At 47.7% G+C, this 23,214-nt stretch carries 23 protein-coding genes; 5 read left to right on the top strand and 18 right to left on the bottom strand.

From position 1 onward, the window contains the following. Positions 1 to 95: 95 nt before the first annotated feature. From ACFOET_RS19410 to ald, 5 genes are all read right to left on the bottom strand, one after another. Positions 96 to 917 (bottom strand): M57 family metalloprotease, encoded by an 822-nt coding sequence (locus ACFOET_RS19410; protein ID WP_379025796.1) that lies wholly within the window; start codon positions 915 to 917, stop codon positions 96 to 98. Between the two features lie 320 nt (positions 918 to 1,237). Next, positions 1,238 to 1,693: a group II intron maturase-specific domain-containing protein gene (locus ACFOET_RS19405; RefSeq protein ID WP_379025794.1), complete on the bottom strand. Its 456-nt coding sequence runs from the start codon at positions 1,691 to 1,693 to the stop codon at positions 1,238 to 1,240. 715 nt (positions 1,694 to 2,408) lie between these two features. Next, positions 2,409 to 3,587, bottom strand: a complete 1,179-nt coding sequence (locus ACFOET_RS19400; protein ID WP_379025792.1) for a hypothetical protein — start codon at positions 3,585 to 3,587, stop codon at positions 2,409 to 2,411. A gap of 117 nt (positions 3,588 to 3,704) precedes the next feature. Next, entirely contained in the window at positions 3,705 to 6,434 is a 2,730-nt protein-coding gene (locus ACFOET_RS19395; RefSeq protein ID WP_379025790.1) for a TonB-dependent receptor, read from the bottom strand. A gap of 113 nt (positions 6,435 to 6,547) precedes the next feature. Further along, a complete protein-coding gene (ald, locus tag ACFOET_RS19390) occupies positions 6,548 to 7,660 on the bottom strand; it encodes an alanine dehydrogenase (RefSeq protein ID WP_379025788.1) in 1,113 nt (370 codons plus the stop codon). Positions 7,661 to 7,925: 265 nt separating this feature from the next. Here ald and ACFOET_RS19385 point away from each other — a divergent pair, with 265 nt between their 5' ends. Genes ACFOET_RS19385 through ACFOET_RS19375 form a run of 3 tightly spaced genes read left to right on the top strand, consistent with a single transcriptional unit; the run spans position 7,926 to position 10,388 of the window. After that, on the top strand, positions 7,926 to 8,591 hold the full coding sequence (locus ACFOET_RS19385; RefSeq protein WP_379025786.1) for an ABC transporter ATP-binding protein: 666 nt from the start codon (positions 7,926 to 7,928) through the stop codon (positions 8,589 to 8,591). Continuing rightward, positions 8,588 to 9,892, top strand: coding sequence for an ABC transporter permease (locus ACFOET_RS19380; RefSeq protein ID WP_379025784.1), 1,305 nt, complete (start codon positions 8,588 to 8,590; stop codon positions 9,890 to 9,892). Before ACFOET_RS19385 ends, ACFOET_RS19380 begins: the two co-directional genes overlap by 4 nt. Positions 9,893 to 9,899: 7 nt before the next feature. Continuing rightward, on the top strand, positions 9,900 to 10,388 hold the full coding sequence (locus ACFOET_RS19375; RefSeq protein ID WP_379025782.1) for a hypothetical protein: 489 nt from the start codon (positions 9,900 to 9,902) through the stop codon (positions 10,386 to 10,388). Here the strand turns inward: ACFOET_RS19375 and ACFOET_RS19370 are convergent. From ACFOET_RS19370 to ACFOET_RS19330, 9 genes are all read right to left on the bottom strand, one after another. Beyond that, positions 10,382 to 11,095 carry a 16S rRNA (uracil(1498)-N(3))-methyltransferase gene (locus tag ACFOET_RS19370; protein ID WP_379025780.1) on the bottom strand — a complete coding sequence of 238 codons (714 nt, stop codon included), beginning with the start codon at positions 11,093 to 11,095 and terminating at the stop codon, positions 10,382 to 10,384. The two genes, ACFOET_RS19375 and ACFOET_RS19370, sit on opposite strands and share 7 nt — an antisense overlap. Positions 11,096 to 11,106: 11 nt before the next feature. After that, positions 11,107 to 12,420 (bottom strand): hemolysin family protein, encoded by a 1,314-nt coding sequence (locus tag ACFOET_RS19365; protein ID WP_379025778.1) that lies wholly within the window; start codon positions 12,418 to 12,420, stop codon positions 11,107 to 11,109. Further along, entirely contained in the window at positions 12,420 to 12,971 is a 552-nt protein-coding gene (locus ACFOET_RS19360; protein WP_379025776.1) for an inorganic diphosphatase, read from the bottom strand. Before ACFOET_RS19360 ends, ACFOET_RS19365 begins: the two co-directional genes overlap by 1 nt. A gap of 21 nt (positions 12,972 to 12,992) precedes the next feature. Beyond that, positions 12,993 to 13,646: a DedA family protein gene (locus ACFOET_RS19355; protein ID WP_379025774.1), complete on the bottom strand. Its 654-nt coding sequence runs from the start codon at positions 13,644 to 13,646 to the stop codon at positions 12,993 to 12,995. 98 nt (positions 13,647 to 13,744) lie between these two features. After that, the gene (locus tag ACFOET_RS19350; RefSeq protein ID WP_379025772.1) at positions 13,745 to 14,158 is read right to left on the bottom strand and encodes an HIT family protein; all 414 of its coding nucleotides are present in this window, start codon (positions 14,156 to 14,158) and stop codon (positions 13,745 to 13,747) included. A gap of 183 nt (positions 14,159 to 14,341) precedes the next feature. After that, on the bottom strand, positions 14,342 to 14,815 hold the full coding sequence (gene greA / locus ACFOET_RS19345) for a transcription elongation factor GreA (RefSeq protein WP_379025770.1): 474 nt from the start codon (positions 14,813 to 14,815) through the stop codon (positions 14,342 to 14,344). 117 nt (positions 14,816 to 14,932) lie between these two features. Further along, the gene (locus ACFOET_RS19340) at positions 14,933 to 15,625 is read right to left on the bottom strand and encodes a response regulator transcription factor (RefSeq protein ID WP_379025768.1); all 693 of its coding nucleotides are present in this window, start codon (positions 15,623 to 15,625) and stop codon (positions 14,933 to 14,935) included. A gap of 77 nt (positions 15,626 to 15,702) precedes the next feature. Beyond that, on the bottom strand, positions 15,703 to 17,370 hold the full coding sequence (locus tag ACFOET_RS19335; RefSeq protein WP_379025766.1) for a sensor histidine kinase: 1,668 nt from the start codon (positions 17,368 to 17,370) through the stop codon (positions 15,703 to 15,705). Continuing rightward, the gene (locus ACFOET_RS19330) at positions 17,367 to 19,250 is read right to left on the bottom strand and encodes a S9 family peptidase (protein WP_379025764.1); all 1,884 of its coding nucleotides are present in this window, start codon (positions 19,248 to 19,250) and stop codon (positions 17,367 to 17,369) included. The genes ACFOET_RS19335 and ACFOET_RS19330 overlap by 4 nt, the downstream gene beginning before the upstream one ends. 156 nt (positions 19,251 to 19,406) lie before the next feature. On the opposite strand from ACFOET_RS19330, the gene ACFOET_RS19325 reads away from it, so the two are divergent. Further along, positions 19,407 to 19,703 carry a DUF4286 family protein gene (locus tag ACFOET_RS19325; RefSeq protein WP_379025762.1) on the top strand — a complete coding sequence of 99 codons (297 nt, stop codon included), beginning with the start codon at positions 19,407 to 19,409 and terminating at the stop codon, positions 19,701 to 19,703. Positions 19,704 to 19,707: 4 nt separating this feature from the next. Further along, positions 19,708 to 20,256, top strand: coding sequence for a dTDP-4-dehydrorhamnose 3,5-epimerase (rfbC, locus tag ACFOET_RS19320; protein ID WP_379025760.1), 549 nt, complete (start codon positions 19,708 to 19,710; stop codon positions 20,254 to 20,256). Positions 20,257 to 20,284: 28 nt separating this feature from the next. On the opposite strand, the gene ACFOET_RS19315 is transcribed toward rfbC, so the two are convergent. The 4 genes from ACFOET_RS19315 to ACFOET_RS19300 form a co-directional block, all read right to left on the bottom strand. Beyond that, positions 20,285 to 20,584: a DUF983 domain-containing protein gene (locus ACFOET_RS19315; protein WP_379025758.1), complete on the bottom strand. Its 300-nt coding sequence runs from the start codon at positions 20,582 to 20,584 to the stop codon at positions 20,285 to 20,287. A 116-nt stretch (positions 20,585 to 20,700) separates the two neighbouring features. Continuing rightward, complete coding sequence (locus tag ACFOET_RS19310) at positions 20,701 to 20,979, bottom strand: hypothetical protein (protein ID WP_379025757.1); 279 nt, start codon at positions 20,977 to 20,979, stop codon at positions 20,701 to 20,703. A gap of 32 nt (positions 20,980 to 21,011) precedes the next feature. Then, positions 21,012 to 21,707, bottom strand: coding sequence for an RluA family pseudouridine synthase (locus ACFOET_RS19305; RefSeq protein ID WP_379025755.1), 696 nt, complete (start codon positions 21,705 to 21,707; stop codon positions 21,012 to 21,014). A 36-nt stretch (positions 21,708 to 21,743) separates the two neighbouring features. Continuing rightward, on the bottom strand, positions 21,744 to 23,201 hold the full coding sequence (locus ACFOET_RS19300) for a bifunctional 2-methylcitrate dehydratase/aconitate hydratase (RefSeq protein WP_379025753.1): 1,458 nt from the start codon (positions 23,199 to 23,201) through the stop codon (positions 21,744 to 21,746). Between the last annotated feature and the right edge of the window lie 13 nt (positions 23,202 to 23,214).

Here is a 23,214-nt window from a genome sequence, read left to right as displayed (position 1 = left end):
GGTTTCCCGGGAGAATGGTGTTAGATTTGCCTTGAGCAGCAGGGGTTGAGCATCGGCCCCGCGGGGCCGATGCTCAACCCCTGACACAGTTTGTTTTACACTCCCATCGATAAACCATCTGACGTTGGAGTTCCTGACACTAAAATGGTTCCATATCCATCCGTACCCGGGTAATCGGTATGCCTAAGTCCAATACAGTGTCCTAATTCGTGAGTTATTATAAAAACCTTTTGTTCAAATGATAATGGGTCCATCATCGACCTATTCACAACAATTTGGAAGCCTGGCGAACCGATTGTAGGAAATTCCGCCACAGCATAAAATCCTTGGCCGAAACTTCCAGAAGTGATGGTTATTCGATTAGTCGTAATTGAATTGAAATAACCGAAATCCTCTCCGTAAATACTAAGCGTAGTATTGGATATCCCTGTCCAATTTGCTGCAGCATTATACACGCTGCTCCAGTATGTGCTTTTGATGTCATTTTGTATGGAAATTACGATACTTTTCGAATTGTCGTACGATACTATATTTGAAGTTCGCCATTGAGAAACCACTTCTCTATCCTTAGAAATTGACCCTAGCTTGGTAAGCTCCAACTTATCTTTCAACTGATCTTCATGAATTCCAAAATACCTTTCCACTTCATCGATATCCGTCTTGAACTTAACGAAAAGTATATCACCTTCTACTAAGTACCCTGTGCCTGTATCCTTTATATTTTCACGCTTAACACCAGCTTTGATAAGCACATCGTAAAGTCTTTGGTCGGATCTATTGACCGATGTATCTTCTTCATAAAAATCTTGTCTCTTACAGCTCTCAAATGACAGCAACAGACATAACGACAGCGTAAATATGCCTCCCTTAATCCCTATCTTAGATAGAGATTTAATTAAATATATAAATTTAAACATAATTTTTTCTTGAAAAATAGCCCTCCTATTTAAACTGAAAATCAAGAGACGGTAAAGAAATCTTTACATTTTAATCAAGCGATGAAACGGGATAAGTTCTCGTTTCGTCCCCTCACACCGCCATACATACCGTTCGGTATACGACGGTTTGTTAGAATAACTTCGTTTGGTGTGTTGTTTTCCAGCAATAATAGTTTGCCCCCCGTAACGTAATTTGTTGAAGGCATTGGTAGGGATCGTTGACAGAATTGGGCTTATACACGTCCTGCTATAGGATTTTCTAGTGTTCGTATGCTGATGAGCCTGCCTGTGTTTCGCTCCTAGTCTGACCACGTTTCGTATTCGGTTGCCGGTGGTTTTCCATTGTTTCCAAAAGACAACTCGCAGCACTCTATGGGTAAGCTCATACTTTTTCCCTTAGCTATGCTGAAGTAGTTCACCCAGCCGCTTATAACCTGTCGGAGCTGGTTTATCCGAACGTGCATCGGTGTCGATGTATTCCATTTGGTGATAGTCGGAAATTTTCCACCTACCTGGGAGATACTCTTCTCCGCTATTCGGGTCGGCCAGCCATTCCTGTCCCTATAAAAGCTAAAGCCAAGCCGGTTGCAACTGCTGTAATTGTCGTATTGCCCCGCATAAGACATCTTCTCCTGCATCACGGGGCTGATCCCGAAACCGTTCGCCGAATGGCTGTAGGGATGGGCCGAGGCTAACTCGATATGCCCAAATTGCGAGAGAGTTTTTTTTACGCCTGTCCGACGGGACCGACCCATGGACAATAATCAGTGCGACAATTTGAATTGCACCCATAGGATTTGCTCAAGCAGACCGCCTTTCGTAAATCGTACTTCCGTGAAGTTGTTTTCAGTCATCCCGATAAAAGTCTGCACTTCAAGGTAGCCGTCGGATTCCGCCCCTATTCTTTCCCTTGACAGTTATCACTCTTCGTTGATATTTTCTGCTTTCTTCCCTCACCGAGTAACATTCATTTACTGCTTCACTCTTATAATAAGGTTCAGTTCTTCGACACTTCGAGAGACCTCCTGTTTTTCCTATTCTTCTAACAGACTCTGTCCGTATATACTATGACCTCTGCTGACTTTTCACGGCAACTGTTGTCCTGCTTCCGAAAAAAAACGTCCACATGTCCGCGAGATCTCTCCGGGGTAAGAACGACAACTCTCATCCAATATACCTGCTGCATTTACCATGCGAACCCAAGACAGTATCTGACCTTGGGTTGTTTAGCAACCTCGTCCGGTTCAGTCTGGTCATATATGCAGTTTCTGTCCGTCAGGCCGGGAATTTGCCGCCAGCTTCCTTCGGGTTCCATCTCGCGATGGACACCCTTGCTTTTGGCTAACACTTCCTACTGCCGAGCGTGTTCGTGACTTATACCTTAGAGTTATCGTCCATGCCGACGCAATAAAAAAGAAAAGTTGCCCCATTGCTGAGACAACTTCCATTTTTTTGGTTCAATATACGAGATTACTGACCGATGGGTAACGCCCAGCCTGCAGCCCAGCTCGGAAGTTCATTACCAGTTGTACCAGCACCCGTTGCGCTATTGTTTTCGGTGAATATCGCATCTACATTAGCACTGTTACCATTGGTCGCCTTGCCCGTCGCTTTTGTCGTCACGTTAATGAACCGTACGTTTGCAGCAACTAACGATCCATCACCAACGAACGAAATGCCCTCGTCGTGTTCAACATCAAAGCCTGTTGACCAGTTGTTCAATACCACATTATCGAATGTACCTTTTGTTCCAACGCGCAGTTTAATAGCTTGGGGCTCTGAACCGGCACTACCAGCGCCAACCAACGTCAGATTTCTGATTGTAGGATTGGAAACGGGGGTCGCCACGTGGTCATTTCCATTGTTGTCCGCCTCGATACCACGATTTCCGCCATTTGTGCGGATACCATACCAGTTTTCACCACTGCCGGTCCAACCTTCTGTCCAGTCAAATAGGTCATCGCCCACATCTTCAGAGTAATTGGTAACAACCAAGTAGTTAGATGAGACAGTGCCACCAAACCATTCGAATCCGTCATCTGAACCTTCGTAGGCCTGCACGTATTCAATAGTGGTGCCGCTTCCCACACCAAACATGGACAGCCCGTTGAATTCTTTATCGCTATTATACGCGAAACCGGTGTATTCCAACCGGAGGTATCTGATAGAGCCTGAATTATCATTCTCTACGGAACCACCGTAGGTTAACTCGCCAACTTCTGATACCGCGTCCTCGCCCTTGTTAATCGGTGCTCGGCCACATAATACCAAACCACCCCAGGCTCCGGGTTTCTTCTCTGTAGCCGTCATCACAACCGGGTTGTCCGCACTGCCCCGGACATCGATTTGTCCGCCTTGTGCCACTGCGATATAGCGAACGGAAGCAAATTCATTAGCAGGCACCTGCGTAGCCTCAATAACCACACCAGGCATAATCGTCAGCTTCGCACCAGCGCCAACAATCAATTTACCGGTAAGCTTATAGGTGCCTGATTCCAAAATGACCTCTTCTCCTTCAAATTCCCCTTTTAGGTCATCCCGAACCAATACAAAGCCGTCCTCTGGTGGCGTTGGATCATCATCGTCATTACAAGAAGTGGTTACTGTTGCTGCGGCAATTATTGCCAAGCCCCACATACTTTTAAACATCGTTTTTTTCATGTCCGTCAATTTTGATAAGTAAAAAATTTAACACAAATATTAATCCTATTAGGTATTCCAATAATCAACTAGAGATTATCATATTATTAATAAATCGTTACCAAGCTAAATCCGATAACTCAAACCGAGCGAAATATACTGCCCTTTTTTGTAGGTCAATACCGGCACATGACCTGTAGCATTTTCCTGTACTCTCCGATATTCCGGATTCAATAGATTTCGGAATAAAAGATCGACGCCAACTTTGGGCGTAATTTTGCTCCGGATGATAACATCGAGTGTGCCGACGCCGCGATCCACCAAATTGCCCTTCTGCTCTATACCCAACGCATACACTTTGTCGGAAAAATACGAGTAGGCAACTGTAGCCATAATATTCCTCCCGTTCCGCCACCGGTTGGTAAATGTCAGGTCCGCATTAACCAAGAGATCGGATGCCCCTGCAAAACTGGATTCGTCATACGTCGTGTTAATGTTGAAGTTAGTTTCTTTAGCCACCTTGTCCCTGTTGAGATCCTGACGGGTTTTCATATAAGCCACGTTTAGGCCGCCGGAAAACTCATTCCGGTCATCATTCCATTGATAAATATCTTTCCGGAGTTCCAGCTCCGCACCGAACACCGTACCGGCATCCCCAATGTTTACCCATGAGATATCATTGGCGGTGGCGGCTACGTTGACCTCATTGATCGGGCTCTGAATGTATTTTCCAAACGCTGTGATGGAGATCAGCTCAGCCGCCGTAGGGAAAAGTTCCCACTTTAGATCGAAATTATAGTTGTCGGAGGGATAAAGATACGGATTACCGTAGCTCACTATTGTACCATCGTCGTACACAAAGGGCGCGCGTTCCTTAAACTGCGGAATCGTGTAGGTCTTACTGGCGGCCAGGCGAAGGTTCTGTTTATTGTCCAGTTCATATTTCAAGTTCAAATTCGGTAAAACCGGACTTCTGGAAAACGAACTTTCATTTCCAGGATCTAGGATGGTTACCCATTCTACAAACTGCTTAATATGCTCATATCGAACACCAAGAACACCCGTCAACCGGTCGGTTAAATTATATTCCAGATTCACATACCCTGCATGTATGCTTTGTTCGCCATTGTAGGTTTGTGGAGCAGTGCCCGCAAACCCGGTAAAATCGAAAAGGCCGGCTGCGAAATTCGCTTGATTGTAATATGCATCCAAGTTATTGGGGTCCACCAGTACTTCTTCGCGATTCCTGTGGTTGAAATTGAACTGAACAGATTCGAAATCCCGATTTTTCTCGCGTCCCTGATAGCCTACATGCAGGTAACCCTTGGGTGCATCCAAATCCCCGAGCCTATAACTCGCCGAGACGTTGAGCGCGTACTCTCTTTCCTTCAACTTTTGGTTGAATCGGTTGTTGTCTGTGGTCGTGTTCTGTGCAATAATGAATTCACCGCCCCCTTGACGACGTAACATGCTTTGGATACGGTCGGGCATGAAATAATCGACCTGACTTATCGAGACACCCCAGTCGACATCAATACGATCGCTTAACTGATGCTTGCCCAACAGCTGCTCCACCAGAAGTCGGTTCTGCGCGTACGACCCCAATTGCTTTAAGCCGGTTCCACTTTCAGTAATGTCCACAAAATAGCCATCGAACCGTTCATTCAGTTGATCACTGCTATTCACGAATAAGACATTGTTCGAAAGACGATGCTTCGGATTGATCTGGAACGTGAGGTTGAGCAACCCTGTCGCATTGGTCTGGTATCCGAACCGCTCCTGATCAGTCCATCTCCGCCGAGCCCCTTGTGCATTCACATCCCGATTGACCCCTTCCCGGTAGTCATACGAATTACCGAAACCTGCTGTCGCGAAAAAGCTGAACCGTCCCTCGCTGCCCAAGTTAAACGATTTGCCCCCCAACAATCGGACATTGGCCGGATACGGATTACGAGCAACCGGATTTGCACTGTTGGCGAAGTTGAACCCGCTCAAGGGGTTCTCCGGTATCGCATATTCCGAGAATCCCCACCTGTTGCCCCCAGGGAACAACCTGAAATCGCCGGCACGGGAAAGCGCATTCGAATTAAGGGTAGATGATACCGAAACTTCAAGCAACCCTCTGCCACTGTAGTCTTTCGAGTAGATATCCACGCTTCCGCCACCGAAGTCGCCCGACATCCGGCTGTTATACGTTTTATCAACCGAAATGAACTCCACGATATCCGTGGAAAACAAATCCAATGCAATGTTCTTCAATGAGGGATTGTTGGATGGCAGCGGTAGCCCATTTAGCGATGTTGCATTATACCGATCCCCCATACCACGGATGTAAACCTGGTTTCCAACGTCGTCCTTAGATACGCCTGACATCTTGGTGACGGCAGTGGCTGCGTCGCTAACCCCTTTACGCGAAAGTTCCTGCGTACCGATGCGCTGAATGACCATCGCCGATCGCTTTTGTTCGGCTAACAATGTAATATCACTCCCTCGAGTTCTGGTGGTGGTTATCACCACTTCGTCCATCAACTCCCCGCCCTCATCCAATTGTATCTCTAAAACGGTCTCCAAATCGGATTTCACAACCACACCTTCTATCTGGGTTCCGATATACCCCACATAGGTCACTTTAATAACATATTCCCCAACGGGTACATCAGCCAATACGAATTGTCCAAGGTTGTCTGTAATGCCACCCCGAGTTGTGCCTAAAATTCCGACGGTAGCGCCCACAATGACATCGCTGGTTCTCGAATCCCTAACGATACCCCGGATAATCCCGGTTTGAGCAATAGTGGAAAGGCAAATAATTAAACATGTGGTTGTTGTTAAGAATGGTTTAATGCAGTTATTCATGTTCGTTAAATTCCCTGCAATAGTAGAAACTTAACATTACCACACGGTTAACATGAAATTAATGAATGTTTAGGTTTATGTTAATTAAATGTTTCACACTTCTGGTCCGCTAGTCAAAAAACCTCCTCCACATCATGCAGGGGCAGCTCAAACGCCTCCGCCACCCCCCGATGTACAACTTTACCTTCAACTATGTTAAGCCCTTTCGTCAATGCAGGGTCATGTGCACAAGCAGCCTTCCACCCCTTGTTGGCAATATTGATGATATAAGGTAGCGTTGAATGGGTAAGCGCCAGCGTAGAAGTGAACGGCACAGCGCCTGGCATATTGGACACGCAATAATGGAGCACATCATCAATCATATAGGTTGGATTTTCGTGGGTAGTGGGCACGCAGGTTTCCACGCACCCTCCTTGATCGACGGCTACATCAACGATAACCGTTCCGGGCCGCATGGTCTTGAGCATATCGCGTGTAATCAGGTTGGGTGCCTTGGCTCCCGGTATCAGTACAGCCCCGATAATCAGGTCATGGGTCTGTACCATCTTACGGATGGTGTATTGACTGGAATACTGCGTCACCACATGAGGCGGCAAAATGTCGTTCACATATCGCAGCCGGTCGGTATTGGTATCCAGAATAGTGACATGTGCACCAAGCCCTGATGCCATCTTTGCGGCCTGTACTCCGACTATCCCCGCACCGAGAATAAGTACCCGACCAGGAGGTACGCCGGGAACACCTCCAAGCAACACGCCCCGGCCTTTGACCGGCTTTTCCAGGTAACGTGCGCCCTGTTGAACAGCCATACGGCCCGCCACCTCTGACATCGGCTTAAGCAATGGCAGCGACCGGTCCGGTTGCTCCACGGTTTCATACGCTATGCACACCGCCCCGCGGCCTATCATGGCTTCGGTGAGCGTACCGTCCGATGCAAAATGGAAATAAGTAAAGATAACCTGCCCTGCCCGGGCTGCACGTAGCTCCCAATCTATCGGCTCTTTCACTTTGACGATCATATCTGCCCGCACCCAGATATCATGAGCGTCTGTAATGATCTCCGCTCCGGCATGCTCATATTCGGCATCCGATATGCCACTTCCTTTTCCGGCACCTTGTTCAACCAAGATTCGATGACCGTATTGACTCAACTCAAACACTCCGGACGCCGTCAACGCCACACGGCTCTCGTTATTCTTTATTTCTTTCGGAATTCCAACGATCATTTTATATAAATCACAAAATACAGATCAAAAATAAGCAAAATACACACAAAATAAATACTATAACTCACCAAAATCAATACAATTAACCGCATAAATTAAAAAAAATACGACAAAAACCATAAAATCAATAAAACACACACGCAAAAATCGCTATGCACACCTTCCAATCCACAACCTGCCACGCACCTCTAATAACAATAAAGTTGCATTGCCATGATGTATATGTAAACGGAATACCTTAAACTTGCGAGATTTAAGGGCCACCATGAAAGAGCACATTACCAACGCAGTTATCCGCTTAAAAGGAATCGCTTATCGATATGCCGGGGGCGAGTCGTTACAGTTCGCGGATCTCGAAGTCCGCAAAGGACAGCACACCTTAATCCTGGGCGATTCGGGGAGCGGCAAGACCACTTTGTTACACATCCTAAGCGGTCTGCTCAAGCCAGACGCAGGGGCTGTGGAAATTGACGGACAGGAACTTTATGAATTGCCCGCACGGAAGCTGGACGAATTCAGGGGGCAACGGATCGGGCTGATCTTCCAAGAGGCCCACCTCGTCAAAAGCCTTACCGTAAAAGAAAACCTGCAAATCGCACAGGGATTCGCGGGCGCACAGGTGGACAATAACCGGATACATGAAGTGCTTGAGTTGCTCAACCTCGGCCATAAAGCCAACAGCTATCCCGGCAAGTTAAGCCGGGGACAGATGCAACGGGCAGCAATTGCCCGAGCGGTGATCAACAAACCCGCCATTCTCGTTGCGGACGAACCCACCGCTTCGCTTGACGATCGCAACACAGAGAGCGTACTTAATCTGCTGCTTGCTCAAGCCGAGCAGCAGGGAGCAACCCTAATCATCGCCACACACGATAAACGGGTAAAAACACGCATAGCACACGCCTACGAAATGGGAGGGCAAAAACAATGAACATGTTACAAATTGCTTGGAAAAACATCCGCCAGAATCCGGCGACTTCCATCTTGGGTATTTTGCTGACGGCCTTCGGCACCGGCATCTTATGCGTGTTGATGCTCACGTCACACCAGATCGAGGAGCAGCTCGACAACAACAGTCGCGGCATTGACCTCGTGGTGGGAGCCAAAGGCAGTCCTATCCAACTTATCCTGAGTAGCGTCTATCACATGGATAACCCTACCGGCAACATCAGCTTAGCGGAAGCCGACAAACTGGCGGCAAACCCGTTGGTAAGGCTGGCAGTCCCCCTTTCATTGGGCGATAATTACCGCGGCCACCGCATTGTGGGTACGGATAGCTCGTTTCTGCAATTATATGGGCTGGAGCTGACTGAAGGGCAGCTGTGGCAAGACGACTTTGAAGCCGTGGTCGGTGCCGAGGTGGCCCGCCGGCACGGACTGCGCATCGGAGACAAAATCTACGGTGCTCATGGCCTGAGTGAGGATGGGCATACCCACGATGAGCATCCGTACATCATCACTGGCATATTAGATGCAAAGCACCCCATCGCCGACCGGCTTATATTGACTAATCTGGCAAGCGTATGGCGCATGCATGGCGATCACCGTGATGAAGATGATGTAGCCGGCGTGGGGGAACATGAACACCATCACGGCGAACACCACGATCATGACGGCCATCCGGCACACGGCCACACGGATGGCGAGCCCGTGCTCGTCAAAAGCATCATGGGCGATATCGGCTCCGGTGAACGCGAAATCACGAGCCTGCTCATCCAATACCGGAATCCGGCAGCCATCGGCATGCTGCCACGACTGGTTAATCAAAACACTGCGTTGCAAGCGGCATCGCCGGCTATCGAGAGCGCCCGGTTATTTTCACTTCTAGGCATCGGTATAGACTCCTTACAGGTTTTGGCTTATGTGATAATGTTGATGGCGGCCCTCAGTGTCTTCATCAGCCTGTATAATGCATTGAAAAACCGCAAATACGACGTGGCCATTATGCGCACCCTTGGCGCTTCGCAGGGGAAGCTCTTCGGCATAGTAATTGCCGAGGGAATATTGCTTACCTTTGTAGGCGCGGTGTTCGGAATTGTCATTGGCCATATCGCCCTTTACCTCATCAGCAGCAGCACGACAGGCAACACCACGTTATTGGATGCGATGACACTGCTGCCACAGGAAATATGGTTAGTAGCCATAGGCGTCGGCATCGGGTTTGTTGCTGCGGCAATTCCCGCTGTCAAAGCGTACCGAACACCCATATCGCAGACATTATCGGGAAATTAAGGAAAAAATGATTAAGCATATCAAACGGTTAGTAGCGGTAGCATTGGTCATAACGGGTATCCAAGTAGCACAGGCGCAGGATAATCCGTTCGGGGACGTACCGGATCATACCCCCATGATGAACGAAACATGGGAAGTCATCAATAAGTTGATGTATAAAGTGACGCATAAAGACAACCAAACGATTTATACGCCACATTTCCCCAATGAGCTGAAGGCAATAGATAATAAAACAGTTACGCTACCGGGCTATCTGGTGCCCTTAAACGGCGGGCGGGATCACGAAACGTTTATGCTCTCGGTGCTGCCGATCATGCAATGTATGTTCTGCGGGCAAGGCGACATACCGCCAATGGTGGAAATCTTCATGAAAAAGGGCAAAAAAGTACGCTTCACGGAAGAACCCCTTAAAATACGGGGACGCGTGCGCCTCAATGCGAACACCCAGGAGGGTAATTCGGAAATCCAGATTCTTGATGCGGAACTGGTTCAATAACGACGGTTAGCAATAGCGGCTTCCAGGCAACCCACCAGCGCCGCTGTTTCCGTACGCAAACGCGCGTGGCCCAACGTAATGGGAAGAAAACCCGCACGAAGCGAAGCCTCGATTTCAGCGCCGCTGAAATCACCTTCGGGTCCAATAAGTATGGTATAACGGCCTCCGGGGACAATCATTTCACTGACGTACTCCTTGTCACCGTCCGCACAATGGGCAATAAACCGCTGACCTTGCCGTTCATGCTCAAGTAATGCCCCAAGACCAAGTGGTTCGTTCAACCGGGGAAGGTAGGCCTTCAATGACTGTTTCATGGCTGCAACCATCACCTTCTTCAACCGTTCTGTTTTCACTTCCTTCCGCTCGGAATGTTCACAGATGATGGGAGTAACCTCGTCTATGCCAACTTCGGTCGCCTTTTCGAGAAACCACTCAACCCGTTCCACATGCTTGGTGGGTGCAATCGCGATATGCAGGTAATAGGGTCGCTTACCGCGCCCGGTTTCCGCTTTGAGAATTTCGAGCACCGCCCTTTTCGGATGGTCGTCGACAATGGCCGCCGTGTACAGCCCTCCCCTGCCATCCACAAGCTGGACGCGCTGCCCTGCCCCCATGCGCAATACGCGGATGGCATGCTTACTCTCTTCCTCACTCAGCACGAAAGACTGTTGGTGCGGGGCGATATCAGGGGTATAAAACAGTTGCACAACCGAAATAGTTAAGCGGTTTCCTCGCCTTCCGATGTTCTGACAAGCTCCAACTTCACAAATTCTATATTCTGCTGGGTTTTTTTCATGATAATGAAATTATACCCATGAAACTCCTTGCGCTCGCCTACGTCCGGTATTTTATCAAACAAATCGCTCACTAAGCCGGATATCGTGTCATAATCATTGCTTTCCGGTAATTCGACGGGCAGCAATTCATTGACATCATGCACGTTGGCGCTGGCATCTACCATATACTCCGTGTCGGATATTTTTTCTACCACCGGAATCTCCTCATCGTATTCATCCTGTATCTCGCCAACCAATTCTTCCACGATATCCTCCAAGGTGACCATTCCCGCCGTACCACCAAATTCATCAAGCACAATGGCAATCTGAATTCGTTTCTGTTGAAACTCAGCCATCAATTCGCTTATCTTTTTAGTTTCCGGAATGAAGTAAGGTTTACGGATAATGTTCTTCAGCGCCAGTTCCCTCCCCGTAGCGACAATCGGCAGAATGTCTTTGGTATGTACAATTCCGATGATGCTGTCGATATTGTCATCATAAATCGGTATCCGGGAATACCCTTCTTTTGTAATCACGTCAATGAAAGCATCCACCGGACAGTTCATCTCCACCGCAGAGATCTTGTTGCGAGGCACCATGATATTCTTAACGATCCGCTCGTTGAAATCGAACACATTCTTGATCAGTTCATGCTCTGCCATATTGAGTGCCCCGCTTTCTCTACCTTGATCGAGCAGGTATTGCAGCTCCTCAGACGAGTGATGCGCTTCACCTACATTGGTTTCAAAACCCATCAACCGGAGAATAAGATTGGCAAACCCGTTCAATACCCATATAATGGGTTTGAACACCACATAAAAAAACCGGAGAGGTAATGCAATGCTCATCGTGGTAGATACAGGGCGTTGGATAGCTATCGATTTGGGAGCCAACTCACCGAAGACAATATGTAACACTGTGATGATACTGAACGCAATTACATATCCGAGCGTTATCGCCAATGTACCGGTAAGCTCCACATTGAACCAGCTGAATAAATCGGTTATCAAAGCGGTCATCACGGTTCCCCCCATCCAGCCTAAGCCGAGGGACGAGATGGTGATGCCCAGCTGGGTCGCCGCGAGGTACCCAGCTAAATGGTTTGTGATATGCTTAGCAACCAGCGCAACCTGGCTGCCGGTTTTTAGCTTAAGTTCTATTTGCGAAGCCCTTACTTTGACAATCGCAAATTCAGCCGCCACAAAAAAACCGTTGGTGAATACGAGAAATAATGTCCAGAAAATCTCCCAGGCCATTAAGTTATTTCTTGGTTAGCAAACTCCTTTTGGTACAGTTCGATGCTGTCCTGGATCACCTGATAAGCATACGAACGACCAAAAAGGCGCTCTATCGTCACGTTTTTGCGTTCCAGCGCCTTGTAATCTTGGAAAAAGCGGACGATTTCTTTCATCGTATGCGGGGGCAATTCAGACAAATCGTTTATGTAATTGACCGACATATCGTTCTTTGCCACCGCGATAATTTTATCGTCTTGCTCTCCATTGTCGATCATGTGCATCACGCCGATAACTTTGGCCTCGATGATGCTCATCGGATACACGTCTACCGAGCAAAGCACCAGGATATCCAGCGGGTCCTTGTCGTCACAATAGGTCTTGGGTATGAAGCCATAATTTGCTGGGTACATCACCGATGAAAATAACACGCGGTCAAGCTTGATCAAACCGCTTTGTTTGTCGATTTCATACTTCGCCTTAGAGCCTTTTGGAATTTCAATGATCGCATTGACCGACGACGGAACGTCATCGCCAGGAGATACTTCGTGCCAGGGGTGTGATATACTCATTATGAATAAACTTATAATATATTAATTCTTTGCGTTGGCCTGCTTTTTGTCTAAACGAATCTTCCGCCGTATTAATGCGATCAGTATCGGCATAAACGAGATGACCACGAAACCGATAATGATGTATTCGATATAGTGGATGATCTGCGGGAACTCACGCCCTAAAAAAAAACCAGATAATGTCAGCAGCGATACCCATACGGCCGCGCCTGAAAGATTATACAGCACAAACTTCCGAAAGTTCAGCCGCACAACTCCCGCCAATATCGGCGCAAAAGTACGGATTATCGGCACAAAACGGCCGATAATTAAAGCCGGGCCTCCGTATTTGTGATAAAACTCCTCTGCCATAACCACATAACGCCGTTTGAACAACCAGCTATCCTTACGTTTAAACAACATCGGGCCAGTACGCCAACCAAACCAATATCCTGTAAAATTGCCTAGTACCCCAGCAGCAAAAATCCCCAGACACAGTGTCGTGATGTCCACATTCAGCAGTCCCGAGGCACAAAACAGGCCCGCTAAAAAAAGCAAATAATCTCCTGGTAAAAAAAATCCAAAAAACAGCCCTGTTTCCGCAAACACGATGAACAACACCAGATAGAAACCTCCCGACTGTATCAATGCTTCGGCATCCAGCAATTGCGAAAACGACTCCCAGAACTCTTGCATAGTATCAGTTACAAAAATACGAATATATAATGAATCGCATAGCGTCTATTCCCGGGGGTTGAAAATGCTGGAATGTAACAGAAGGATACGGCAATGAGCTATGTTTTATTGGTAATTGCCAAAATTGAATTTTTGATAGCCTCGGCGCTCTCAGCAAACTCTTCAGCGCTAAACGTCAGCTTTGGCCGGCTGAAATTGATATCTTCAACACCATTGATGGGTATCAGGTGGATATGGGCATGAGCTACCTCCAATCCGATAACGGCTACCCCAATCCGTTCGCAGGGGTATACGTTTTTAATTCCCTGAGCAACGATTTTAGCAAATACCCAAAGTCCCATGTACTCGTCGTCCTCGATGTCAAATAGGTAGTCTGTCTCCTGCTTCGGGATGACCAATACGTGCCCTTTGGCCAATGGATTAATATCCAAAAAAGCGAGATAATCATTACTTTCGGCCACTTTATAGGCCTGAATCTCGCCGGTAACAATTTTTGAAAATATGGTTGGCATTTGTCTTCTGCAACTTGTTATGTGCAAATGTAACCAAAATCATCCGGTCTCGCAATCAGTGAATTGATAAGTGCGTGTAACCTTAACACAAAAAAACGGCTGCCTTCAGGAAACAACCGTCAATTACTTAGTGGTAGTCGATGTGCGGTTATGGCAGACCCGCACATAACCGTCACTCTTTTTTTATCTGGAGATATCCAAGATTTCCAGCTCGACCTGGCCGGCAGGAACTTGGATCTGGGCCTTGTCACCGACAGATTTACCCAACAAACCTTGGGCTATAGGCGACTTGACCGATATCTTACCTGCCTTTAGGTCGGCTTCCGTCTCAGACACCAACTGGTAGGTCATCACGGCGCCGTTCTTCACGTTTTTTAGCTTGACGATAGACAGGGCCAACACTTTGGATGTGTCCAGTGTCGATTCGTCAATGATGCGTGCATTGGCCAGCGTTTCTTCCAGTTTTGCAATTTTTGCTTCATGTAAGCCCTGTGCTTCCTTCGCCGCATCGTACTCCGCGTTTTCGGATAAATCGCCTTTGTCGCGTGCTTCCGCAATTGCCTTGGCAATCTTTGCCCTACCCTCCGTCTTAAGGTAATGCAACTCTTCCTTGAGTTTCTCCAATCCCTCTTTGCTGTAATACGTTACTTCTGCCATAATTATTCAATTAAAAATAAAAGTCAAAAAAAGAAGCAAGACCATACCGTCCTAAGCGGTATGGCCTTGCTCATTTGGACGAAGATAGGAAATCTTTTTGAATAAACAAAAAAAGAATTACGGGTTATCCACAAACTTATAGCCCATCCCCCTCACCGTCTGTAAGTAAGCCGGTTTATCAGCATTCAGCTCGATTTTTTTCCGCAGGCGTACGATATGCATGTCCAAAGTTCGGGTATTCACATTAGAACTGTAGCCCCAGACCACCTGCATAAGCTCGTCCCTGCTGATGACACGGCCTATGTTTTGCAAGAAATAAAGCAGAATGCGGTTTTCTAATATGGTCAGTTCGATTTTCCTTCCATTACGCACCAATGAATGGATATTAGGATGGTGTTCCGTGTCGCCAAACGTATACTGTTCCACCCCCTGATTGCCGATAAAATACTTTACCTTGTTTTCAATCATGGCAACCAGTACATCCATGCTGAACGGCTTTGTGATGTAGTCCGATACCCCAAAACTGTAGGCGTCGATCTTGTCCACATCTTGGGATTTGGCCGTCATCATGATAATAAGGTTGGAGAATCCCTGGTGGCGTAGGTTTGCGCAAATCTCAGACCCCTGCTTGCCCGGTAGCATCCAATCAAGCAAAACAATCTCGGGCTTCTGTTCTAATATCAGCTTCTCCGCTTCATTGCCGTCGCCCGTCTGCACAACCTGATAATTTTCAGACTCCAGCCGGTGAGCTACCAGAAAACGTAAGTTTTCATCGTCCTCGATCACCGCTATTCTTATGTTTTTGTACATATCTTAAATACAATTACTGATACGAAGTTAAAAGTAACAATCCAAAGTCAAAAATTAAAGCGCTGCGAACAAGTTAATTAATCCAACGGAAAAGCGATGTAGAATGTTGTACCCTTTCCCAATTCACTCTCCACACGTATATCGCCCCCCATGATATTGACCAATTCCTTGCAAAATGCAAGACCGAGTCCGACACTGCCCTGTTGGTTATATTGGTTCTGCACGCGGTAAAACTTCTTGAAAATATGCACCAATTCCTTTTTTGCGATACCGATACCTTTGTCCGCAAACCGTAGGTTCACCTGCCTTTTGGTTTGGGTCACTGCTATATCCAACACCTTATTATCGGGCTTGGAATACTTGTATGCGTTGTCAATCAGGTTCTGAAAAATACTACCCAACAGTACCGGGTCAATGTGCAGGGTCCTTTTTGCACTCACCTTACATCGGATATCCAAGTCTTTGTACTTGATTTTGGAAGCTGCCAGCACTTTATCACAAAACTCATGTAAGTCGACCTCTTCCCTTTTTATCTTTATCGACTTATTTTCAATCTGGGTAAACGAAAGCAAGGTATTCATCAGGTTATTCAGCTTATCAGCCTCTTCGTCCAGTATTTTGCCGTAGTGCATCCGCTCCTTGTCTGAAAGGTGCTTAGCGCTGTAAATGTTATTACCGGCAATCTTGATTACGCTCACCGGCGTTTTGAATTCATGCGATAGGTTATTAATAAAATCATACTGCAACTTAAACATGCGCTTGTTTACATACAGGTTACGGTAAATCAGGTAGGCGATGATGGCCAGCAGGAGATAAATCCCCAATACGCCAGCCATGACCGGCAGGAACCGCCTGTTGATTTCCGACCGAAGAAATGAACGGTCTGAACTGAAATAGATTTTATAGTCTGCCAAAGCTCCTGGCAACGGCGTCTCGGTGGTTAATAAATCCGGATCTGTGTCGATGGATTCGTAAACCAGTGGCTGAATCTCAATTCGCTGATACAGCTCGGGGATGGTATTCGTCAGCGACAGTTTGTTGGGATCAATGAAAAACGTGATGATATCCTGCTCATAAACCGCATCGTGCACCTGACGTCTGGACATCAGCTCTTTATAAGTTTTTAAATCATCTCTTCGGGGAATATTCATATAAGATATCTTTCCAGGAGTGACGGTATAGAATACCTTGAAGATATCATCGTCCTGCAGCGCTTTAGTGGTGTCCACACGCTCGATAAAGGCAGCGAATTTAACAGCCATGTTGTTAAAATCGTCGGATAAAGAAAGGGGAAGTTGCCCGTTCCGCATCGCAGTATCCGGTAAGCCATCGTTTTCATCGTGCGCCCTGAATTGATAGACACCTTTGGGATATACCACGAGGTTATTGGCTGAAACCCCATAGTCAATGTGCTCGTTGTTGCTCAGCGCGACATCATAAAAGGTGATCCGATCGACAAATGGATAGGTTTTCAATACATTTTCGGCATATACTGCAACGCCGGCAGAATCTAAATACCCTTGATAAAACGAGATTTCCGGAATTCGATTATGGAAGAAATCGTTGAATGGGCTGATATTGTATTCCATCACCTCCACCTTCCTCGACGCAAATTCATTTTCGACATAGGTGACAGTCAGATCCCTGGCGAGGATCGTGGCCAGCACAAACGAAGCGACCACTACGACAATAAAAGCGCCAACCAATACATAGGTAACACGAAACGTATTGCGTTGGTGCGTCATTTTAGGTACTTATCAAAAAACGCACCTAACTCCGTGTAAAATTGAATTCTGTTTTCCTCGTCGCGGAAATATCGACCCTCCTCCTCCCGCAGGATATAAGTAATGGGAATCTTCCGCTTCTTGAGCTTCTGAACAAACTGGTTGGTCTCATTGACGGCGCTCCAACTATCCTTTCCGCCCTGCGCAATGAAGACGGGTATCCTGATGTTATCGGTGTGGAAGACGGGCGACATGGCTTTTATCAGGTCAGATTCCTTTTCAGGATTCCCAATGATCTCGTAGTACATCTGCAAGTATGGCTTGAGGTGCGGAGGAATCTCTTTGAGGTACGTAAACAGGTTGGTGAAACCTGAATAGGAAGCCGCACATGCGTAAAGCTCTGAGTTGAAACATGCACCATGCAATGCGGAGTATCCGCCAAAGCCCGCACCATAAATACCGATACGCGACGAATCGACGAGCCCCTCGCCAATCAACCAGCGCACTCCGTCAGTGATATCTTCCTGGATCTTCCCGCCCCATTCTTTGAAACCTGCCGTCCAGAATTCCTTGCCGTATCCTGTCGACCCCCGGTAATTGATCTGGAATACCGCAAATCCACGGTTGGCAAAAAACTGTACCTCAGGGTTGAAACCCCACTTGTTCCGGCCACTTGGACCACTATGCGGGTATACAATCACCGGTGGCTTCCGGCCTTTTGATTTCAAGGGCATCGTCAGATAACCCTGTATCTGGAGACCGTCACGCGATTGAAAGCTGACGGGTTTCATCTCCGCAAATTTGCAATTGTTCAACGCCGGACCATTGTCAGCCAACTTGGCGAGCTGGTCCTTTGACAGATCGTAGTAATAAATAGCACCGGGATCTTTATCGGTATACGATCGTACAATAAATCGGTTGCGTGCCGAATCGCGGTCCAGTATGTTTATCTCATACCCTTCCAGCTTTTGCCCGATTGCGCGGTAAACGTGTTCGGTATGCTTATCAATGAAATACCGTTGTTGCTTCCATGTATTGTAGCTCGCATAAGACATTTCACCGCGGTCATTGGAATACCCTCCATGATCGACATCAACGTCGGGATGACTATAAATCACTCGGACTTCCCTACCGGTTTTCACATCAATTTCCACCAGCGCGAGTTTATCGCGGTCAATATTGGAAAGCGCAAATATATGGCTCCTGGATTCGCCGGAGAATCCCAGGGGCATGATCGAGTTTTTAAAACTATTGCTCATCACCGGCGTAAATGCGTCCTTTTCGCTGTCGCGGTACAGCATCGTCTCCTTTACGCTGTCACTGGCCAACGCGAGGCGCAAATTCCCATCCAAATCCGCAAACCATTTGATGATATTGCCGGGATTTTTCGCTACCAGTTCCTTTTTGCAAGCATCCGTACGAAGTCGATATACGTCAAACACCGCAGAATCCCGCTCATTCAGCGAAATCAAAAACCCGTTGTTTATAACCCTTGCAGGTGGTATCCAACGCAGCTTTACCGCAGAAGGTGGCATCAAATGCCGCACTGCCAGACTCGAACGGTTTACTGCAAACACTTGAACGCTGTCATGCCGTTTTTCCTTGGTGAAAATCAACTCGTCGTCATTAGCCCAGAAATAATTATGGATGCCCGCCTCCGTTTCCGAAGTGATTCGCTGTTCTGCATTCCCGCCATCAGGATGGATAATATAGATATTCTTTTCACCCCTGTGTATACCTAAGTAGGCGATATACTTGCCATTAGGGGATATCCTGAAGTTGGTTCTCTCCGGTGCAGCAAAAAAATCCGCTACCGGTATTGCACGCTGCTTGCGATTATCGCAGCCTAAACAGGCCGCCATAATCGCCGCAAACAATAAAAACACAACGCTGCGCACCATATAACTGATTCCCTCTCTTTCCCTCAAAGGTGAAAAATTTTGCGATAAAACTGCGTTATGCAACCTTAATTTTACACGCACGAAACTCAATATTCCCCCATTGAACAACTTATTTTGACCAGCTTGATTACTGTATTATTTCACTATATTCGCGCCATGTATCTGTATAACGTCACGATCATCGTCGAAAACGACAAACAGAAACTCATACGGCAGCGTATCGAGGCGCTGTTGTTCGATCACCAACACGCAGCAGGCTCGTTATCCCTGCTGGAAATGATCGATTCTCCGCACAAGGGCACCACGTACTGCGTACAGCTACGGGCTGGAGGCCTTGCTGAGATCCAGGCATTCCAGCAAAGCCGTCTCGCCGACTTTCAGGAAGCAATAAAACAGGAATATGCGGAAAAAGTCCTCCTCTTTGACAGCATCATGAAGTACCTCAACGATTAACTAAATGAAATTTATACCCACACCTATAGCAGACCTTATCCTTATTGAGCCGCAGGTCTGGAAAGATGAGCGCGGCTTTTTCATAGAAACTTTCAACACAAAGCCTTTCCTGGCCCACGGTATCACCGCAGCCTTCGTGCAGGACAATCTTTCCTGTTCACATAGGGGTGTACTGCGTGGTATGCATGCACAAGCCGGGGAAAACGCGCAAGGCAAATTGGTACGCGTACTTCGCGGCAGCGTATGGGATGTCGCCGTCGATATCCGGAAACATTCCAGCACCTACGGACAGTGTTTTTCCGTTACGCTCAACGAGCAAAACGCACATTCGCTGTGGATACCTCCGGGATTTCTCCATGGATTTGTCGCTTTGGAAAACGATACGCTGTTCGCATACAAAGTAACAGGGTATTACGATAAAGATAGCGAAGTAGGTGTGCGGTGGGACGACCCTGAACTTGCTATTGATTGGCCGCTACCAAAAGAAGAGCTTATTATTTCGGAAAAAGACCGGCAACTGCCCCTGTTGAAAGAAATCACAAGCCCGTTTTAATAAAAATACCGGCTGCCCTAGGAGACACTCAGGGCCTGTCATCACCAAGCGCATCCTCGTACTTGGGATCGTACTTAACCTTCGGGGTGAGGTAGTGCAGCAGGATGAGCCTTGAGTAACGGAAATTAAAGGGAGCGAATATCAGTATGGTCGCCATAAGCACCCCAAGGTAAACCCAGGGGGATTCGCTTTTAGAAATTTGGTAAGTAAGCAAGCCCGCAGCAAGGACCTGTCCCACCGAAAGCACATAACTTACATACATGGCCGCATAGAAGTACCCAGGCTCGATTTCAAAGCGGAACCCACAATACGGGCACACATCATTCATCCGCTGCTTTTTAAAGCTATAAGTATTTCCGACAAACATCTTTCCCACCCGACATTTCGGGCACTTAGCGGTCAGTACCGCTTGGATTTTTGATGTATGCGCACCCATCAGCGACACTAATTCAACACAATGGGATCGTTGTCCACATTTACCGTTTTCTTACTGCGATATCTCTTATACCACAGTATACCTATACCCGCTGCCGCAAGATAAGGTATAGCTAAAAGAAACAGAATGCCTTTATTTAACCCTTTCCCTTGCGAGTTGCCGTTTTGCGTAGCATTTTCAGCCGTAAGTGAACACATCGCACATTGTGCGTGCGCAACATTAGGTGACCCCACCGACATAACCACAGCAACCACCACTACATACCAAAACCGCTTAATCGTGTTCATAACAACAAAGGTACAATTATTCTCCCATATTTCTATCGGCTGTTGAATACTTCGAAGCGGTCCCAAAATCCATCTTTCGGCAATTCGGCATGTAATTCTATGGGCTCCTTTTTGACCGGGTGTGTGAACGACAGCTTTTTGGCATGCAAGCAGATCGACCGCCTCAGGCTTCCCCGCGGATAGCCGTACTTGTGATCGCCGACAATAGGACATCCTATCGACGCCAACTGCGCCCGTATCTGATGCGTTCGGCCCGTCAACGGATACACCTCGAGCAGGTAATAACCATCCAATCCACCGAGCAGCTTGTATGATAATTCCGCATAAACCCTCCCTTCCCGGGCTTCATTATGCACTTTGGTGATATTTTGGGTACGGTCGCGTGAGAGCCAGTTGACCAGTTTTTTTTCCGGCTCCTCCGGCATATTGCGCACCACCGCCCAATAAGTCTTCTGGATATCGCGGTCCTTGAAGATCTGCTGCATCCGTTCCAGCCCCTTGCTCGTCTTAGCAAAAAGGATCAGTCCGCTCACGGGCCGGTCAAGGCGATGCACCACCCCTACGAAGGCGCCATTGGGCTTGCTGTATTTGTTTGTCAGGTACTTGTTCACCATATCCTCCAAAGGCTCGTCGCCCCCAAGGTCTGCCTGAACAAGGTATCCTGCACGCTTATTTATGGCAAGCAGGTGATTGTCTTCATAAATGACGTCGTTATCGGTAATAGGCATATTCAGCGTCTCTACTTGTCACGCAAAGATAAAGCTTTAAGGCTTTACCATCAAATCCACAAATTCATTTACGGTCATAGCTGATAGCTTTTCGGCATCCAGCGAAGCTTCCAAAATCTGTTGCTGTTGCTTTGCCGGAAATACGCGTGCCAAGTTGGTTTTATACTTCTCCATCAGCACGGGTATCCCCTCGTCGCGGCGGCGCTTGTGTCCTATTGGATATTCCACCACCACCTCGTCCAACACCGTTCCATCAGACAGCGTCACAGTAAGCCCGTTAGCAATGGAACGCTTCTCAGGGTCGTGATAATCTTGTGTAAACTGGAGATCCTCTTGCGTTTCCATCTTTTTCCGCAGCGCGTCGATGCGGGGATCTGCAGCTACGCTGTCTTCATAATCTGCCGCCGTCAACCGTCCAAATATCAACGGCACGGCAATCATATACTGAAGGCAGTGGTCCCGGTCGGCCGGGTTGTGCAAAGGTCCTTTCTTATCAATAATGCGGATAGCCGCCTCATGCGTGCGGATGCGGATATGACGGATGTCTTCAATTGTCCGGCCTGCTTCTTTGAGTTTATGGTGCAGCGTCATGGCAGCTTCAACGGCAGTCTGAGAATGAAATTCAGCTGGAAAGGAAATTTTGAACAGTACATTCTCCATGACGTACGACCCATATTCACGTTGGAAGGCAAACGCTTTGCCCCCGAAAAGCACATCATAAAAACCCCACGTCTTAGCAGTAAGCACGGATGGATAACCCATCTCTCCGGTCTTCGCAATAAGCGCCAGGCGCACCGCCCGCGACGTAGCATCCCCTGCTGCCCACGATTTCCGGCTTCCGGTATTTGGCGCATGGCGGTAAGTACGCAACGGATGGCCGTCGACAAACGCAAGGGATACCGCGTTGATCAATTCGTCGCGGGTAAGGCCTAGCAGCTTGCCCACCACCGCGGTGGACGCAAGCTTTACAAGGATAACATGGTCAAGGCCTACCCGATTAAACGAGTTTTCCAGCGCCATCACCCCCTGTATTTCATGCGCCCGCACCATGGCGTCCAAAACGTCACGCATTGTCAGCGGCGCTTCGCCCCGAGCCACCGCCGTACGAGATAACCAGTCGGCTGTTGCCAATATCCCTCCGAGGTTGTCCGAAGGATGCCCCCATTCCGCGGCCAGCCAGGTGTCATTGAAATCCAACCAACGGATCATCGCACCGATATTGAAAGCAGCATGTACGGGATCCAGCTGATAGGATGTCCCCGGCACCTTTGCACCGTTGGGTACGATGGTGCCGCTCACCACCGGTCCAAGCAATTTGGTGCAGGCGGGATAGGTCAGGGCCTCAAAGCCACAGCCCAATGTATCCAACAGGCAATAATGCGCGGTCTCGAAGGCCAGCTTGCTGGTAAGTTCGTAGTTCAGCGTATAATCTACAATATCCGTAATGGCTCTATCTGTTTCTGGACGTCCGTTTAATTGTAAGTCGTTAGTCATAAATGTGTTAGTC

Origin of the sequence: Parapedobacter deserti (genome assembly GCF_042646065.1) — a bacterium.
Classification (GTDB): domain Bacteria; phylum Bacteroidota; class Bacteroidia; order Sphingobacteriales; family Sphingobacteriaceae; genus Parapedobacter; species Parapedobacter deserti.
The sequence above is the reverse complement of the archived record's forward strand: the minus strand, read 5'-3'. Positions and strand labels throughout refer to the sequence as shown.